A 15,736-nucleotide genomic window follows, 5' to 3' on the forward strand; every position below is an offset into this window, starting at 1 on the left:
AGCGTAGCAGGTTTGCCTGCACTGTCTTTCTGACAGAGTGTACAACCGAACCTGTTGACGCCTGCTCTGGCCTTAAATTAATAATTCACTTACCAAATAAGCAGTGACGAATTTACTTACATCCCTTTTTACCCTACCAGCGTTTAAATTTGGGATCAACTTCACGAAAAATTCGCCCAGCTTAATTACAGAGCCAAATAAAATGAATAAGTTCAATCTCTGTTTCGCCGCCGATGTTTATTTATGGACTTTATTAACGTCTGTTTTTCAGCATATTCTCCGTAAAGCCAAAATAATTACCCTGCGTTATTTCCTGGAAAAAATACCCGACAAAAGTGCGGGATTGCGCTATAATCAGCCGCACTTTCGGCTCACAGCCGCTGTTTAACGGACCAACGTCCTGTTTTTCCCAGTAATCACGAGGAACGCCATGCAACTTCCACACTGCCCAAAATGCCATTCTGAATACACATATGAAGATAACGGCATGTACATCTGCCCGGAATGCGCCCACGAGTGGAACAATGCCGAGCCGGCCGACGACGCCGACGCGCTGATCGTAAAAGACGCTAACGGCAACTTACTTGCCGATGGCGACAGCGTGACCGTGGTGAAAGATCTGAAGGTAAAAGGCAGCTCTTCCATGCTGAAAATCGGCACCAAAGTGAAGAATATCCGTCTGGTCGAAGGCGATCACAACATCGACTGCAAAATTGACGGTTTTGGCCCGATGAAGCTGAAATCTGAATTCGTCAAAAAGAACTAATTAAATTTTTTCACGCCAGCGCTATTATTTTTCCGGCGCTGGCGGCAACCTTGTCGGCGCGTCCGAATATCAGCGGCGGAACGTCGCCAAATTATATCGCTCATTTCGCCAAAATTATTCCCGGAACCTTCCAGCCAAACCGCGCGATCAATTCTCATTTCGTCTCTGCCTTCCCGCCACGCGGCGACGCATTTTCAGAAAAATTCACCCCGCTTTGCCGCCTGGCTTCTTTTGCTCGTCACCAACTACGCTTTATGGGTCATTGGTTATCTGAGGTCATGGTTATGTCCCTGAGTCCTTACATTGCTTTTAGCGGCAACTGCGCTGCCGCCATCGCCTTCTATCAGCAGGCGCTGGGGGCGCAGCTTATCCACCAAATCACCTACGGCGAAATGCCGCAGAGCGCCCAGGATGCCGACGATGGCTGCGCCTCCGGGCAGCATCTTGCCGCCGACTGCATCGCCCATGCCAGCCTGCAGGTCGCCGACAGTATTCTGATGCTGAGCGATAGCCCCAGTAGCGACATGGAACATTACGCGGGATTCGTCCTCGTGCTGGAGCCGAAAGATATTGCTGAAGGCAAACACTGGTTTGAGGCGCTGGCCGATGGCGGGCGCATCGAAATGGCGTGGCAGGAGACCTTCTGGGCCCACGGTTTCGGCAAAGTCGTCGATCGCTTCGGCGTGCCGTGGATGGTTAACGTCGTCAAACAACCCTAATCTTCTCTCCAGGGCGGCTTCTCCGCCCTGTCATCTCACCGGCATTAACTCTTCATCCTGCGGTCATCGTGACTTAACAGGAATGTAACAAAAACGCGTCAGTATCGGCCCACGCTCAACGGGGATCCCCAAGGTGCTTAGTGAGGCTCGATAACCATGTACTTATCCAGACATCCGACCAGTTACCCCACCCGGTATCAGGAAATTGCCGCCAGGCTTGAACAGGAGCTGCGCCATCACTATCGCTGCGGCGATTATTTGCCTGCGGAACAGCAGTTGGCGGCGCGCTTTGAAGTCAACCGCCACACCCTACGTCGCGCCATCGATCAACTGGTGGAACGCGGCTGGGTCCAGCGCCGCCAGGGCGTCGGCGTGCTGGTACTGATGCGCCCCATCGACTACCCGCTCAACGCCCAGGCACGCTTCAGCCAAAACCTGCTGGAACAAGGCAGCCACCCGACCAGCGAGAAGCTGCTGTCGGTGCTGCGCCCAGCCAGCAGCCATGTCGCCGAAGCCTTTGGCATTGCCGAAGGCGAAACCGTCATTCATCTGCGCACCCTGCGCCGGGTCAACGGCGTGGCGTTGTGTTTGATTGACCACTACTTCGCCGACCTGCGCTTCTGGCCGGTGCTGCAAACCTTCACCCACGGTTCGCTACACGACCTGCTGCGCGACCAGCTCGCTATCGAACTGACCCGCGTACGCACCAAAATCAGCGCTCGCCGCGCGCAGGCGAAAGAGAGCAAGCTGCTGGAAATCCCCAATATGGCGCCACTGCTGTGCGTACGCACGCTCAATAGCCGCGAGGGCGAGACAGTCACGACGGAGTACTCCGTTAGCCTGACCCGCGCCGACATGATTGAATTCACCATGGAGCACTGAATGCACTTCGATACCGCCACCCGCCAGCGTTGGATGTCCGTGCTGGCCCACAGTGAACCGCAGGACCTTCTGGCGCGCATGCAATCGCTGCGGCTGGCGCCGGAGTATGAATTAATTCGCGCCCCGGAAACCGGGCTGGTACAGCTCCAGGCGCGTATGGGCGGCATCGGCGATCGTTTCTTTGCCGGTGACGCCACCCTGACCCGCGCCGCCGTGCGCCTGGCCGATGGCACCCTCGGCTACAGCTGGATTTTAGGCCGCAATCGCCCACACGCCGAGCGCTGCGCGGCGATCGACGGCCTGCTGCAATCGCCTCACTATTTTCACACCTTAATGGAAACCCTCATTACCCCGCTGGAAGCACAACGCAGCGCGCGCCTCGATGCTCGTCGCGCCGAAGTCAACGCCAGCCGGGTCGACTTCTTTACTCTGGTTCGCGGAGATAACGCATGACATTACAAACCGCCTTTACCCTACCGGTGCAGGATGCCCAACACAGTTTCCGCCGCCTGCTGAAAGCAATGAGCGAGCCGGGAGTGATTGTCTCTCTGCAGCAGCTTCAGCACGGCTGGCAGCCATTGAATATCGCCTCCACCAGCTTGCTGCTGACCCTGGCCGATCACGACACCCCGGTATGGATGGCCGCCGCGCTGCATAACGATCTGGTCAGCCAAAATCTGCGCTTCCATACCGGCGCGACGCTGGTGGAACAGCCGCAGCAGGCGGTATTTGCCGTCGCCTGCGACACCATCAGCGCCGAACAGCTTAATGTACTTTCCGCCGGTACCGTGGCGGCGCCGGAAACCGGCGTCACGCTGATTGTTCAACTAGCCAGCCTGAGCGGCGGACGCATGCTGCGCCTGACCGGCGCGGGCATTGCCGAGGAGCGAATGATCGCCCCACAGCTGCCGGACTGCATCATCGACGAATTAACCGAACGCCCGCACCCGTTCCCGCTGGGCATTGACCTGATCCTGACCTGCGGCGAGCGCCTGCTGGCTATCCCGCGTACCACCCACGTGGAGGTGTGCTAAATGTATGTTGCCGTCAAAGGCGGCGAGAAGGCGATTAGCGCCGCTCACGCCTTGCAAGAGCAGAAACGACGGGGCGATGGACGGCTTCCCGAACTGAGCGTTGACCAGATAAGCGAACAGCTCAGCCTGGCGGTGGACCGGGTGATGACCGAAGGCGGTATTGCCGACCGCGAACTGGCGGCGCTGGCGCTGAAGCAGGCCAGCGGCGATAACGTCGAAGCCATTTTCCTGCTGCGCGCCTACCGCACCACCCTGCCGCGGCTGGCGGTCAGCGAACCGGTTGATACCGCTGGAATGCGCCTCGAGCGCCGCATCTCCGCGGTGTACAAAGATATCCCAGGCGGCCAGCTGCTGGGCCCCACTTACGACTATACCCACCGCCTGCTCGATTTTACCCTGCTGGCCAACGGCGAACCGCCGTCGGTGCAGAAAGCCGGTAGCGAAACGCCGCCGACGCCGCACGTCTTCAACCTGCTGGCGCAACAGGGGCTGGCCAAAGCGGAAGCGGACTGCGGCGCGGCGCCTGACGATATCACCCGCACCCCGCCGGTCTATCCCTGCTCGCGCTCCTCGCGGCTGCAGCAGCTGGTACGCGGCGATGAAGGCTATCTGCTGGCGCTGGCCTACTCGACCCAGCGCGGCTATGGCCGCAATCACCCGTTTGCCGGCGAGATCCGCAGCGGCTACGTGCAGGTGGAAATCGTGCCGGAAGAGTTGGGTTTTAGCGTCAATATTGGCGAGCTGCTGCTGACCGAATGCGAAATGGTCAACGGCTTTGTCGATCCAGAGGATGAGCCGCCACACTTCACCCGCGGCTACGGCCTGACGTTTGGCATGAGCGAGCGTAAAGCGATGGCCATGGCGCTGGTCGACCGTGCCCTTCAGGCGCCGGAATACGGCGAAGAGATAAGCGGACCGGCCCAGGACGAAGAGTTCGTGCTGGCGCACGCCGATAACGTTGAAGCCGCCGGTTTCGTCTCGCATCTGAAACTGCCGCACTATGTCGATTTCCAGGCCGAACTGGCGCTGTTGAAACGCCTGCAACGGGAGAACGAACGTGGCTAACCCACTGACTGGCTATAACTTTGCTTATCTTGATGAGCAAACCAAGCGCATGATCCGCCGGGCGATACTGAAAGCGGTGGCCATTCCCGGCTATCAGGTGCCCTTCGGCGGCCGCGAAATGCCGATGCCCTATGGTTGGGGTACCGGCGGGATCCAACTGACCGCCAGCGTTATCGGCGAGAACGACGTACTGAAGGTCATCGATCAGGGCGCCGATGACACCACCAACGCGGTGTCGATCCGCCAGTTCTTTAAACGCGTAACCGGTGTCGCCACCACCGAACGCACCGAAGACGCCACCCTGATCCAGACCCGCCACCGGATCCCGGAAACGCCGCTGGTGGAAGATCAGATCCTGATCTATCAGGTGCCGATCCCGGAACCGCTGCGCTTTATCGAACCGCGTGAAACCGAAACCCGCACCATGCACGCGCTGGAAGAGTACGGCGTAATGCAGGTGAAGCTGTATGAGGATATCGCCCGCTTCGGCCACATCGCCACCACCTACGCCTATCCGGTGAAGGTGAACGGCCGCTACGTGATGGACCCTTCGCCGATCCCGAAATTCGATAACCCCAAAATGCACATGATGCCGGCGCTGCAGCTGTTCGGCGCCGGGCGCGAAAAGCGTATCTACGCGGTGCCGCCCTATACCGCAGTCGAAAGCCTCGATTTCGACGATCACCCATTTAGCGTGCAGGAGTGGGATGAACCCTGCGCCATTTGCGGTTCGCGTCACAGCTATCTTGACGAAGTGGTGCTGGATGACAGCGGCCAGCGGATGTTTGTCTGCTCCGATACCGATTATTGCCGCCAACAGAGCGAGGCGCAGAAAAAATGAGCCAGCCGTTACTTGCAGTCAATCACCTGACCCATCTCTATGCGCCGGGCAAAGGTTTTAGCGATGTCTCTTTCGAGCTGTGGCCGGGCGAAGTGCTCGGTATCGTCGGCGAATCCGGCTCCGGTAAAACCACGCTGCTGAAAGCGATTTCCGCTCGTCTGGCGCCGCAACAGGGTGAAGTGCGGTATCAACAGCGCTCGCTGTACGCCATGAGCAAAGCCGAACGCCGCCGCCTGCTACGCACCGAATGGGGCGTTGTGCATCAGCACCCGATGGACGGCCTGCGTCGCCAGGTCTCGGCGGGCGGCAACATCGGCGAACGGCTGATGGCGACCGGCGCCCGCCACTACGGCGACATTCGCGCCACCGCCGAACGCTGGATGCAGGAGGTGGAGATCCCGCCTTCCCGCATCGACGACCTGCCGACCACCTTTTCCGGCGGTATGCAGCAGCGCTTGCAAATCGCCCGCAATCTCGTGACGCAGCCGAAACTGGTGTTTATGGATGAACCCACCGGCGGGCTGGACGTCTCGGTACAGGCGCGCCTGCTCGATCTCCTGCGCGGGCTGGTGGTGGAGCTGGGTCTGGCGGTGGTGATCGTCACCCACGATCTCGGCGTCGCTCGCCTGCTGGCGAACCGTCTGCTGGTGATGAAACAAGGACAGGTGGTGGAAAGTGGCTTAACCGACCGGGTGCTCGACGATCCGCACCATCCTTACACCCAACTGCTGGTGTCGTCGGTGTTGCAGAATTGATGCTGTTTTGCCGGATGGCGGCTGCGCCTTATCCGGCCTACAGGTGCGTTATTCGTAGGCCGGGTAAGCGAAGCGCCACCCGGCACTCCAACCCCGAGAGGGCTAAAATGATCCGCGTTGAAAACATCCATAAAACCTTTGTTCTGCACCAACAGCACGGCGTACGTCTGCCGGTGCTCGCCGACGCTTCGCTCTCCGTTAACGCCGGGGAGTGCGTGGTGCTGCACGGCCATTCCGGCAGCGGCAAATCGACGCTGCTGCGCTCGCTGTACGCTAACTATCTGCCGGACAGCGGTCATATTCATATCCGCCACGGCGACGAATGGGTGGATCTGGTGACCGCCACGCCGCGCAAGGTGCTGGAAGTGCGTAAAACCACCATCGGTTGGGTCAGCCAGTTTCTGCGGGTGATCCCGCGGATATCCGCGCTGGAAGTCGTCATGCAGCCGCTGCTTGAGCTCGGGACGCCGCGCGAAGAGAGCGCCGCTAAAGCCGCCCGTCTGCTGAGCCATCTCAACGTGCCGGAGCGTTTGTGGCATCTGGCGCCATCCACCTTTTCCGGCGGCGAACAGCAGCGGGTCAACATCGCCCGCGGTTTTGCGGTCGACTATCCGATTTTACTCCTTGATGAACCCACCGCCTCGCTGGATGCCAACAACAGCGCCGCGGTGGTGGCGCTGATCCAGCAGGCTAAAGCCCGCGGCGCGGCCATCGTCGGTATTTTCCATGATGAAACGGTACGCGGTCAGGTCGCCGACCGCCTGCACCCAATGGGTATCACAGTATGATAATCAATAACGTAAAGCTGGTACTGGAAGACGAAACCATCGACGGTTCGCTGGAAGTGCAGGAGGGGCGGATTTACGCCTTTGCCGAAAGCCAGAGCCGGCTGCCCGGCGCCCTCGATGGCGAAGGCGGCTGGCTGCTGCCGGGGCTTATCGAACTCCATACCGATAACCTGGATAAATTCTTCACCCCGCGGCCAAAGGTTGACTGGCCTGCACACTCGGCGATGAGCAGCCACGATGCTTTAATGGTCGCCAGCGGCATCACCACCGTACTCGACGCCGTGGCGATTGGCGACGTGCGCGACGGCGGCGACCGCCTTGAGAATCTGGAAAAGATGATCAACGCGGTGGAAGAGACGCAAAAACGCGGGCTTAACCGCGCCGAGCACCGCCTGCATCTGCGCTGTGAACTGCCGCACCACACCACTCTGCCGCTGTTTGAAAAGCTGGTCGACCGCGAGCCGGTCACTCTGGTGTCGCTGATGGACCATTCGCCGGGTCAACGCCAGTTCGCCAACCGCGAAAAATATCGCGAATATTATCAGGGCAAATATCAGCTCAGCGGCGAGCAGATGGAACGCTTCGAAGAGGAGCAAATGGCGCTGGCGGCGGCCTGGTCGCAGCCTAATCGCCAGGCTATCGCCGCGATGTGCCGGGAACGCCAAATCGCTCTCGCCAGCCACGACGACGCCACTCATGAACATGTCGCCGAATCCCACCAGCTTGGCAGCGTGATCGCCGAATTTCCTACCACGTTGGCCGCCGCGCAGGCTTCGCGCCAGCATGGAATGAATGTGTTGATGGGGGCGCCGAATATCGTGCGCGGCGGCTCGCATTCCGGCAATGTCGCCGCGCATCAACTAGCCGCCAGCGGCCTGTTAGATATTCTCTCTTCCGACTACTACCCCGCCAGCCTGCTTGATGCCGCTTTCCGTATCGCCGATAGCGACGACAACGCTTTCACGCTGGCGCAGGCTATCCGTCTGGTCAGCAAACATCCGGCGCAGGCGCTGGGTCTGCATGACCGCGGCGTCATCGCCGAAGGCAAACGCGCCGATCTGGTACTGGCGCACCGCCGCGGCGAGCACGTCCATATCGATCACGTCTGGCGTCAGGGAAAGAGGGTCTTTTAATGCCTGGAAAACTGATTTGGCTGGTCGGCCCTTCCGGGTCGGGAAAAGATAGTCTGCTGGCCGCGCTGCGCCAGCGTGAGCATCCGCAACTGCTGGTCGCGCATCGCTACATCACCCGCCCGCACCAGGCGGGCTGCGAGAACCATATTGCGCTGAGCGAGCATGAGTTTTTCACCCGCGCCGAGCGTAATCTTTTCGCGCTAAGCTGGCATGCCAACAATAATTATTATGGCGTCGGCGTGGAGATCGACCTCTGGCTGCATGCCGGTTTTGATGTCGTCGCCAACGGCTCGCGCGCGCATCTGGCGCAGGCGCGAGAACGTTACGATGACGTACTGGTACCGATTTGTCTCGAAGTCTCACCACAGGTGTTGCGCCAGCGGCTTGAACAGCGCGGCCGGGAAAATGCCGTGGAAATCGACCAGCGACTGCAACGCGCCGCGCGTTATAAACCGGCCGATTGCCTGACGTTGAATAACGACGGCAGCCTTGGGCAATCGGTAGAGCGTTTCTTCCAGCTGTTGCGCCAGCACGCCGGGCGTGAAGAGAATCAGCATGCCTGAGGATAAGGTAATACGATGAGCCTGACGATCCGCCTGACCGGCACCGGCGGCGCCCAGCAGGTGCCGGTCTTCGGCTGCGACTGCGCCGCCTGCCAGCGCGCCCGCGCCGATGCGCGCTATCGCCGCCGCCCCTGCAGCGCGGTGGTGCGCTTTAACCATGCGGTCACGCTGCTCGACGCCGGGCTGGCAGATTTGGCGGAACGCCAGCCCGCGGGTAGCTTCCAGCAGATTTTATTGACGCATTACCATATGGACCACGTACAGGGGCTGTTCCCCCTGCGCTGGGGCGTGGGCGATCCGATTGTGGTGTACGGACCGCCTGATGATGTGGGCTGCGACGATCTGTTTAAGCATCCCGGCATCCTCGATTTTAGCCACACCGTTACCCCCTTCACGGTATTTGAACTACAGGGGCTACAGGTCACGCCGCTGCCGTTAATCCACTCAAAGCTGACCTACGGCTATCTGCTGGAGTCGGCGCACAGCCGGGTGGCCTGGCTTGCGGATACCGCCGGGCTGCCGGAGAAGACGCTGAAGTTTTTACTTAATAATCAGCCGCAGGTGATTGTCATCGATTGCAGCTACGAGCCCAGAGCACAGGCGCCGCGCAACCACAGCGACCTGAATACCGTGCGCGCGCTGAACCAAGTACTTGGCTGCCCGCGGGTGATCCTCACTCATATCAGCCATCAGTTCGACCAGTGGATGATGGATAACCCGCTGCCGAAAGGTTTCGAGGCGGGATACGACGGCATGGAGATCGTGCTCGATTAGCCGGCAGCGTGACCGGGAAAATCAATAATCGTTGTCGAGGCGGCGCTGATCGCTTTCCAACTGGCGGCGATCGCTATCGAGCTGGCGCTGGCGCTCATCCAGCTGGCGACGGCGGTCGTCAAGCTGGCGCTGGCGATCGTTATATTGCTGCTGATTATCCCTACGCTGCTGGCGGCTGCCCTGATAGCTGCCGTCATCGTAGCGTCCGTCGTCATAGCGCCCGTCATCGTCGTCGGAACGGCTGCTGCCCGGATTGTAGGCATCGTTGATGGCTTGCTGAATATTGCCAATAGCGTCATCAATAATATCGGCGTGGGCCAATTGGCTGCTCAGCGCCAGCGTGCAAAAAAACAGAGCGGTTGCGTAACGTTTCATCGGGGCCGGTCTCATCAGGGTACTGGCGATACCTTAATCAACCCTATTTGCCGCGTGTAGCGGAGGAATCTCAAATCCGCGCCATCGCCGCACGCAACGCCTGCGCCAGCTGCGTACGGGTAAAAGGCTTGCGCAGCCGTTCCACCTCCGGCAACGCCGGGTTATGCGCCGGGCGCAAATCCTGGCCGCTAATCAATAGCAGCGCCACCGCCGGGAAACGGCGTTGCGCTTCGTGAATAACCTCGGCGCCGCTCAGCCCGCCGGGGAGCATTAAATCGCTAATCAACAACGCGATATCCCCGGAGGCCGCCAGCATCTGCAGCGCCTGCTCGCCGCTTTGCGCCTCCAGCGTCAGCCAGCCCAGCTGATGCAGCTGCTCGCATAACGTCTGGCGCACATCGGCTTCATCCTCCAGCACCAGCGCTAGCCGCTCACCGGTCGCCATCGGTTCGCTATCCAACGGCGGTCGCTCCTCCTCCACCGCTGACGTGGCTCGCGGTAGCTGTAAACGTACGGTGGTGCCCTGCCCCGGCGCGCTTTCAATCGCTACGCGCCCGCCCGACTGGCGCACAAAACCGTACACCATCGACAGCCCAAGCCCGCTGCCGCTGCCGGTCTGTTTGGTAGTAAAAAAGGGCTCGAAGACCTGCGCTTTAATTTCCTGCGACATGCCGCTGCCGTGGTCAATCACCTCCAGCGCCACCATATCCTGACGTCGTCCATCGCTACGGGTGACCCGCTGGTTCCAGGTGCGTAGCGCGATAATGCCTGACCGCCCATCCATGGCGTCGCGGGCGTTCATCACCAGGTTGATGATGGCGTTTTCCAGTTGTCCGACATCGATCCATGCCGGCCAGGCAGGCGACTGCGCTTCAATTTCGAGACGCAAAGAGGCAGGCAGCGAATGGCGCATCAGCTCGCAGACGTTCTCCAGCAATGGCTGTAGCGCCACCGCCTGCGGGTTCAGCGCCTGTTTACGCGAAAAGGCCAGCAGCCGCTGGGTAAGTAAGGCGCCGCGTTCGGCAGCCTTCAGCGCTCGCGATATCCGCGGCGCATCGCGCTCATCAGGCTGAACCAGTTCGAGACTACCGATAATAACCGCCAGCAGGTTGTTAAAATCGTGCGCCAGGCCACCGGTAAGCTGGCCGACGGCTTTCATTTTTTGGCTATGCAGCAGCGCCTCCTCCAGCCCCTGTCGCTCAAGGCGGTCAATCTCCATCTGGGTGGTTTTCTCCCGCAGCAGGCGGGTGGTGTGTTCAAGGGAAGCAGTATTGCGGGCGAAAACGTTAAAGGCGCGCGCCAGTTCGCCAAGCTCATCGCGCCGCTGCAGAGCCGGCACCGTCACATTCTGCTCGCCGTGCGCCAGCCGCGACATCGCGCCGGATATCGCGTTCAGATTAAGGCCGAGATTACGATAGATATACCAGCCCGCGCAGCCGGTAATCGCCAGCGCCAGCAGCGCCGCCAGCAGGATAAACGCGCTGATGGAGCGCAACTGCTGGTGGCTTTGCGCCGCTCGCGCCTCAGATGCCTGGGCAACTCTGGCAACATACTGATTAATATCATCATTAAGCAGCGCAACCAGCGCTTTGATATGAAACATATACCAGCCGATCGCCAGATCGCTCTCTTCAAGCTGCGCCGATAGCGGCGCCAGCCGCGCCAGCTCGGCGTTGAAATCCGGCAGGATAAACGCCCGCTCAGAATCGCTATCATTACGCGGTAAAAAGCGTCTGATGTCATCGAGCTGCAGAACGATCGAGCGCGGCGTGGCGGTGTGTATCGCGGCGACGATCAGCCGGTCCATTTCGTTTAAACGCTGAGGATCGATCGCCGGTTTACCCTCGCGATCGTTGAGATCCTGCAAATGGCGCAAATAGCTCTGGTTTTGATACAGCGCGCTCAGCAGTTCATTACGCTGCAGATGGCGGCGTTGCCCGCGCTCCAGCATGCCGGCGACGCTCTGCTGCAGCTCGTTGCTGCGGCGGATAATGCTCGCCACCAGCGTCTGTTCCTGCCGCGCCAGCGGCGCCGAAGCCAGTTGGCTCAGCGAATGCTTCAGCGCCTGTTGGGTTTCCAGCAGACGTTCCGCTTCGCTTTTATACTCCAGCGCGCCTACTACCTGCGACAGTCGCACCGCCGCGGTAGCGACGTTCGCAGTATCGCGCGCCAGATTCATACTGCCGCTCATGTCGCTAAGCGTTTGCTGCTGTACCTGCTCCTGCAACTGGCTGGCATGGCGAAAACCAAATATCGCCACCCCGGCGACCATTAACGTCACCGCCACCATCAACAAGTTAAATGACAGCAGGCGACCGCGGGCGCTAACGAAAAAATGCGGGTGATGGGAAGACATAGCGGCTCCGGTCTGGCGTTTTCTCCCATCATTCCCGGACTGTCGCCGAAGGTGAAGAAAATTTCACTGCGTAATTGTGATCTGCATTAACTATTCAAAAATATGACAATTATGAATGGCCGATGACATCACCCATTTACGTTGCGGTGATGAAGTGCCGATATCGACAACGCAGCCAGGAGAGCAGGCATGCAGGGAACACCGGTGCTATCCATGCGCAACATCGCCAAAGTTTTCGGCAAGTTTTATGCGCTGAAAGGGGTGGATCTGACGGTCTGGCCCGGCGAGATCCACGCGCTGATGGGCGAAAACGGTGCGGGAAAAAGTACGTTGATGAAGATCCTCGCCGGCGCCTATACCGCCTCCAGCGGCGAGATCCTGATCGACGGACAACCGCAGACGATCAGAGGCCCGAAAGATGCGCTGGCGGCGGGGATCACCTTGATCTATCAGGAGATGCAGCTGGCGCCGAACCTCACCGTCGCGGAAAACATTTTCCTCGGCAGCGAGCTTTCCCGCGGCGGTCTGGTACAACGCAAAGAGATGGAGTCCCAGGCGCAGGCGGTTATCGACCGGCTCGGCGCGCAGTTCAAAGCCAGCGACCGGGTGATGAAGCTGACTATCGCTGAACAGCAGCAGGTGGAAATCGCCCGCGCGCTGCATCGCAACAGCCGCATTCTGGTGATGGATGAACCTACCGCCGCCCTCTCCTCGCGAGAAACGCAGCGCCTGTTTGAGCTGATTTTGCGCCTGCGCGATGAAGGGATGGCAATCATCTATATCAGCCACCGCATGGCCGAAGTGTATGAACTCTCCGACCGGGTCAGCGTGCTGCGCGATGGCCAGTATGTCGGCAGCCTCACCCGCGACCACCTTAGCGCCCCCGAATTAGTGCGCATGATGGTTGGCCGTCCGCTTAGCGATCTGTTCAATAAAGAGCGCGATATCCCTCGCGGCCAGCCGCGCCTGCGGGTGCAGGATCTCAGCGACGGCGGCAAAGTGCATCCCAGCAGCCTGGTGGTGCACGCCGGGGAAATCGTTGGCCTCGCCGGGCTGGTCGGCGCCGGACGTTCCGAACTGGCGCAACTGATTTTCGGCGTCCGCAAAGCCACCGCCGGGGTGATTGAAATCGACGGCGAACCGGTGGTTATTCACTCGCCGCGCGAAGCTATCGACCTCGGGATCGGCTTTCTGACCGAAAACCGTAAGGAACAGGGGCTGTTTCTCGAACTGGCGGCGCAGGAGAACATCACCATGGCGACGCTTGAGCGCGACGCCAATTGGGGAATGCTAGACCGTAAGAAAGCGCAAACTATCTCCGATGACGCCATCCAGTTGCTGAACATCCGCGTCCCGCATGCTCAGGTGCGCGCCGGCGGGCTTTCCGGCGGCAATCAGCAAAAGCTGCTGATTTCACGCTGGGTGGCGATCGGCCCGCGCATTCTCATCCTGGATGAACCGACCCGCGGCGTTGACGTCGGCGCCAAAAGCGAGATTTACCGCATCATGAATCAGATGGCCCGCCAGGGCGTCGCCATTTTAATGATCTCCAGCGAATTGCCGGAAATCGTAGGCATGAGCGACCGGGTATACGTGATGCGCGAAGGCGCTATCGCCGGCGAGTTGCAGGTTGGCGAGATTAGTCAGGAAAGCATTATGACGCTGGCGACCGGCGTGAACGATTCTCACCTTAAGGCAGGACAAGCATGAGCATACCGAAAGAGACCTCCGCGCCGGCGGCGAAATCCGCCTCGGCAAAAAAAATGCTGATGGGCGACCTGATGCAAACCGTCGGCATCCTGCCGATTTTAATCCTGATCGTCGCGGTGTTCGGCTTCGTCGCGCCGAATTTCTTTACCGAAAGCAACCTGCTGAATATTACCCGCCAGTCCTCTATCAACATCGTGCTGGCGGCGGGGATGACCTTTATTATTCTTACCGGCGGTATCGATCTGTCGGTGGGGTCAATTCTCGGCACCACCGCGGTTGCGGCGATGGTGGTATCGCTCATCCCGCAATTCGCGATGCTGTCGATTCCGGCGGCCCTGATGCTTGGTCTGCTGCTCGGGCTGTTCAACGGCGCGCTGGTGGCCTTCGCCGGGCTACCGCCGTTTATTGTCACCCTTGGCACTTACACCGCGCTGCGCGGCGCCGCCTATCTGCTGGCCGACGGCACCACGGTGATTAACTCCGATATTAGTTTTGAATGGATCGGCAATAACTATCTCGGCCCGGTGCCGTGGCTGGTGGTGATAGCGCTGGCGGTCGTGGCGGTGTGCTGGTTTATCCTGCGCCGCACCACCCTCGGTATTCATATCTACGCCGTCGGCGGCAATATGCAGGCGGCGCGGCTGACGGGGATTAAAGTCTGGCTGGTGCTGCTGTTCGTCTACGGCATGAGCGGGCTGCTTTCCGGGCTCGGCGGGGTGATGAGCGCCTCGCGGCTATACAGCGCCAACGGCAACCTCGGCGTCGGCTATGAGCTGGACGCCATTGCCGCGGTGATCCTCGGCGGCACCAGTTTCGTCGGCGGTATCGGCACCATCACCGGTACGCTGGTAGGAGCGCTGATTATCGCCACTCTTAACAATGGTATGACGCTGATGGGCGTCTCCTACTTCTGGCAATTGGTGATCAAAGGGGCGGTGATCATCATAGCGGTGCTGATCGACAAATACCGTACCCGACACCATCAAAGTGCATAACAACATCTTACCTGCGAGGAAAAGCGAATGCGTTTAAAACCGATAGTGACCGCGCTATGTGCCGGCGCGCTGCTGGCCGCCTCCCCTTTTGCGTCGGCCAAAGATCTACAAGCGATAGGCGTGACGGTGGGCGACCTCGCCAACCCGTTTTTCGTGCAAATCACCAAGGGGGCCGAGCTGGAAGCGCGCAAGCTGGCGGGGGACAAAGTGAAGGTCACGCTGGTGTCCAGCGGCTACGACCTGGGACAGCAGGTAGCGCAGATCGATAATTTTATCGCCGCCAAAGTCGATATGATCATCCTCAACGCCGCTGATTCAAAAGGTATCGGCCCGGCGGTGAAGCGGGCGAAAGAGGCCGGGATCGTGGTGGTGGCGGTTGACGTCGCCGCCGAAGGCGCAGATGCCACCATCACCTCCGATAACACCCAGGCCGGCGCGATGGCCTGTAAATATATTAGCGATCGCCTGAACAACAAAGGCAACGTGGTGATTATCAACGGACCGCCGGTTTCCGCGGTGCAGAACCGCGTCGAAGGCTGCGAAACCGAATTCAAAAAACATCCGGATATCAAAATCCTCTCCGCCAACCAGAACGCTAAAGGCAGCCGCGAAGGCGGGCTGGAAGTGATGACGTCGCTGCTGGCGGCGAATCCGAAGATTGACGGCGTGTTCGCGATTAACGATCCAACGGCGATTGGCGCCGATCTGGCGGCGAAACAGGCGCAACGTAATGAGTTCTTTATCGTGGGCGTCGACGGCAGCCCGGACGGCGAAGAGGCGCTGAAGCGTAAGAATTCGCTGTTCGTCGCCACGCCGGCGCAGGACCCGCAGGTCATGGCGGCGAAGGCGGTGGAAATCGGTTATGACATTCTGCAGGGCAAGCCCGCGCCAGCCGCGCCGGTGCTGATCCCGGTGAAGATGATCGATAAAAATAACGTCAGCAGCTACAAGGGCTGGACGGTGAAATAACGCAGCAAAGC

Annotated in this window: 17 protein-coding genes; 15 read left to right on the top strand and 2 right to left on the bottom strand. The window is 59.8% G+C overall.

The window, feature by feature from the left end; genetic code table 11:
- Nucleotides 1–430 precede the first annotated feature (430 nt).
- The 12 genes from ABLV78_RS23365 to phnP all read left to right on the top strand — a co-directional run bounded on the left by ABLV78_RS23365 (nucleotide 431) and on the right by phnP (nucleotide 9,320).
- Entirely contained in the window at nucleotides 431–766 is a 336-nt protein-coding gene (locus ABLV78_RS23365; RefSeq protein WP_015368693.1) for a zinc ribbon domain-containing protein YjdM, read from the top strand.
- A gap of 284 nt (nucleotides 767–1,050) precedes the next feature.
- On the top strand, nucleotides 1,051–1,485 hold the full coding sequence (yjdN, locus tag ABLV78_RS23370; RefSeq protein WP_045396544.1) for a VOC family metalloprotein YjdN: 435 nt from the start codon (nucleotides 1,051–1,053) through the stop codon (nucleotides 1,483–1,485).
- 156 nt (nucleotides 1,486–1,641) lie between these two features.
- Nucleotides 1,642–2,367 carry a phosphonate metabolism transcriptional regulator PhnF gene (gene phnF, locus ABLV78_RS23375; protein ID WP_015368695.1) on the top strand — a complete coding sequence of 242 codons (726 nt, stop codon included), beginning with the start codon at nucleotides 1,642–1,644 and terminating at the stop codon, nucleotides 2,365–2,367.
- The gene (gene phnG, locus ABLV78_RS23380; protein WP_045396504.1) at nucleotides 2,368–2,820 is read left to right on the top strand and encodes a phosphonate C-P lyase system protein PhnG; all 453 of its coding nucleotides are present in this window, start codon (nucleotides 2,368–2,370) and stop codon (nucleotides 2,818–2,820) included.
- Nucleotides 2,817–3,401: a phosphonate C-P lyase system protein PhnH gene (phnH, locus tag ABLV78_RS23385; RefSeq protein ID WP_015368697.1), complete on the top strand. Its 585-nt coding sequence runs from the start codon at nucleotides 2,817–2,819 to the stop codon at nucleotides 3,399–3,401. The genes phnG and phnH overlap by 4 nt, the downstream gene beginning before the upstream one ends.
- A complete protein-coding gene (locus ABLV78_RS23390) occupies nucleotides 3,402–4,466 on the top strand; it encodes a carbon-phosphorus lyase complex subunit (RefSeq protein ID WP_047046368.1) in 1,065 nt (354 codons plus the stop codon).
- On the top strand, nucleotides 4,459–5,307 hold the full coding sequence (locus ABLV78_RS23395; protein ID WP_015368699.1) for an alpha-D-ribose 1-methylphosphonate 5-phosphate C-P-lyase PhnJ: 849 nt from the start codon (nucleotides 4,459–4,461) through the stop codon (nucleotides 5,305–5,307). The genes ABLV78_RS23390 and ABLV78_RS23395 overlap by 8 nt, the downstream gene beginning before the upstream one ends.
- On the top strand, nucleotides 5,304–6,062 hold the full coding sequence (phnK, locus tag ABLV78_RS23400; protein WP_348865331.1) for a phosphonate C-P lyase system protein PhnK: 759 nt from the start codon (nucleotides 5,304–5,306) through the stop codon (nucleotides 6,060–6,062). Before ABLV78_RS23395 ends, phnK begins: the two co-directional genes overlap by 4 nt.
- A gap of 107 nt (nucleotides 6,063–6,169) precedes the next feature.
- Complete coding sequence (gene phnL, locus ABLV78_RS23405) at nucleotides 6,170–6,850, top strand: phosphonate C-P lyase system protein PhnL (RefSeq protein WP_045396513.1); 681 nt, start codon at nucleotides 6,170–6,172, stop codon at nucleotides 6,848–6,850.
- Nucleotides 6,847–7,983, top strand: coding sequence for an alpha-D-ribose 1-methylphosphonate 5-triphosphate diphosphatase (gene phnM, locus ABLV78_RS23410; RefSeq protein ID WP_045396516.1), 1,137 nt, complete (start codon nucleotides 6,847–6,849; stop codon nucleotides 7,981–7,983). The genes phnL and phnM overlap by 4 nt, the downstream gene beginning before the upstream one ends.
- Complete coding sequence (gene phnN, locus ABLV78_RS23415) at nucleotides 7,983–8,546, top strand: ribose 1,5-bisphosphokinase (RefSeq protein ID WP_045396519.1); 564 nt, start codon at nucleotides 7,983–7,985, stop codon at nucleotides 8,544–8,546. The genes phnM and phnN overlap by 1 nt, the downstream gene beginning before the upstream one ends.
- 15 nt (nucleotides 8,547–8,561) lie before the next feature.
- Nucleotides 8,562–9,320: a phosphonate metabolism protein PhnP gene (gene phnP / locus ABLV78_RS23420; protein ID WP_047046377.1), complete on the top strand. Its 759-nt coding sequence runs from the start codon at nucleotides 8,562–8,564 to the stop codon at nucleotides 9,318–9,320.
- A 21-nt stretch (nucleotides 9,321–9,341) separates the two neighbouring features.
- On the opposite strand, the gene yjdP is transcribed toward phnP, so the two are convergent.
- Complete coding sequence (gene yjdP, locus ABLV78_RS23425) at nucleotides 9,342–9,695, bottom strand: DDRRRQL repeat protein YjdP (protein ID WP_045396524.1); 354 nt, start codon at nucleotides 9,693–9,695, stop codon at nucleotides 9,342–9,344.
- A gap of 70 nt (nucleotides 9,696–9,765) precedes the next feature.
- Nucleotides 9,766–12,051, bottom strand: a complete 2,286-nt coding sequence (locus ABLV78_RS23430) for a hybrid sensor histidine kinase/response regulator (RefSeq protein WP_047046380.1) — start codon at nucleotides 12,049–12,051, stop codon at nucleotides 9,766–9,768.
- Between the two features lie 189 nt (nucleotides 12,052–12,240).
- On the opposite strand from ABLV78_RS23430, the gene ABLV78_RS23435 reads away from it, so the two are divergent.
- From ABLV78_RS23435 to ABLV78_RS23445, 3 genes are read left to right on the top strand one after another with little or no spacing between them, the layout of a single operon-like run.
- On the top strand, nucleotides 12,241–13,761 hold the full coding sequence (locus ABLV78_RS23435; RefSeq protein ID WP_045367893.1) for a sugar ABC transporter ATP-binding protein: 1,521 nt from the start codon (nucleotides 12,241–12,243) through the stop codon (nucleotides 13,759–13,761).
- Complete coding sequence (locus ABLV78_RS23440; protein WP_045380370.1) at nucleotides 13,758–14,756, top strand: ABC transporter permease subunit; 999 nt, start codon at nucleotides 13,758–13,760, stop codon at nucleotides 14,754–14,756. Before ABLV78_RS23435 ends, ABLV78_RS23440 begins: the two co-directional genes overlap by 4 nt.
- A gap of 27 nt (nucleotides 14,757–14,783) precedes the next feature.
- The gene (locus ABLV78_RS23445) at nucleotides 14,784–15,725 is read left to right on the top strand and encodes an ABC transporter substrate-binding protein (protein WP_015368709.1); all 942 of its coding nucleotides are present in this window, start codon (nucleotides 14,784–14,786) and stop codon (nucleotides 15,723–15,725) included.
- Nucleotides 15,726–15,736 lie beyond the last annotated feature (11 nt).

Origin of the sequence: Klebsiella sp. CN_Kp075 (genome assembly GCF_040065055.2) — a bacterium.
GTDB classification, from domain to species: Bacteria; Pseudomonadota; Gammaproteobacteria; order Enterobacterales; family Enterobacteriaceae; genus Klebsiella; species Klebsiella aerogenes.

Bases quoted from the DNA above. Each gene is read 5' to 3' on its own strand.
- ABLV78_RS23365 (WP_015368693.1), top strand. From the start codon at position 431: ATGCAACTTCCACACTGCCCAAAATGCCATTCTGAATACACATATGAA.
- yjdN (WP_045396544.1), top strand. From the start codon at position 1,051: ATGTCCCTGAGTCCTTACATTGCTTTTAGCGGCAACTGCGCTGCCGCC.
- phnF (WP_015368695.1), top strand. From the start codon at position 1,642: ATGTACTTATCCAGACATCCGACCAGTTACCCCACCCGGTATCAGGAA.
- phnG (WP_045396504.1), top strand. From the start codon at position 2,368: ATGCACTTCGATACCGCCACCCGCCAGCGTTGGATGTCCGTGCTGGCC.
- phnH (WP_015368697.1), top strand. From the start codon at position 2,817: ATGACATTACAAACCGCCTTTACCCTACCGGTGCAGGATGCCCAACAC.
- ABLV78_RS23390 (WP_047046368.1), top strand. From the start codon at position 3,402: ATGTATGTTGCCGTCAAAGGCGGCGAGAAGGCGATTAGCGCCGCTCAC.
- phnK (WP_348865331.1), top strand. From the start codon at position 5,304: ATGAGCCAGCCGTTACTTGCAGTCAATCACCTGACCCATCTCTATGCG.
- phnL (WP_045396513.1), top strand. From the start codon at position 6,170: ATGATCCGCGTTGAAAACATCCATAAAACCTTTGTTCTGCACCAACAG.
- phnM (WP_045396516.1), top strand. From the start codon at position 6,847: ATGATAATCAATAACGTAAAGCTGGTACTGGAAGACGAAACCATCGAC.
- phnN (WP_045396519.1), top strand. From the start codon at position 7,983: ATGCCTGGAAAACTGATTTGGCTGGTCGGCCCTTCCGGGTCGGGAAAA.
- phnP (WP_047046377.1), top strand. From the start codon at position 8,562: ATGAGCCTGACGATCCGCCTGACCGGCACCGGCGGCGCCCAGCAGGTG.
- yjdP (WP_045396524.1), bottom strand. From the start codon at position 9,695: ATGAAACGTTACGCAACCGCTCTGTTTTTTTGCACGCTGGCGCTGAGC.
- ABLV78_RS23430 (WP_047046380.1), bottom strand. From the start codon at position 12,051: ATGTCTTCCCATCACCCGCATTTTTTCGTTAGCGCCCGCGGTCGCCTG.
- ABLV78_RS23435 (WP_045367893.1), top strand. From the start codon at position 12,241: ATGCAGGGAACACCGGTGCTATCCATGCGCAACATCGCCAAAGTTTTC.
- ABLV78_RS23440 (WP_045380370.1), top strand. From the start codon at position 13,758: ATGAGCATACCGAAAGAGACCTCCGCGCCGGCGGCGAAATCCGCCTCG.
- ABLV78_RS23445 (WP_015368709.1), top strand. From the start codon at position 14,784: ATGCGTTTAAAACCGATAGTGACCGCGCTATGTGCCGGCGCGCTGCTG.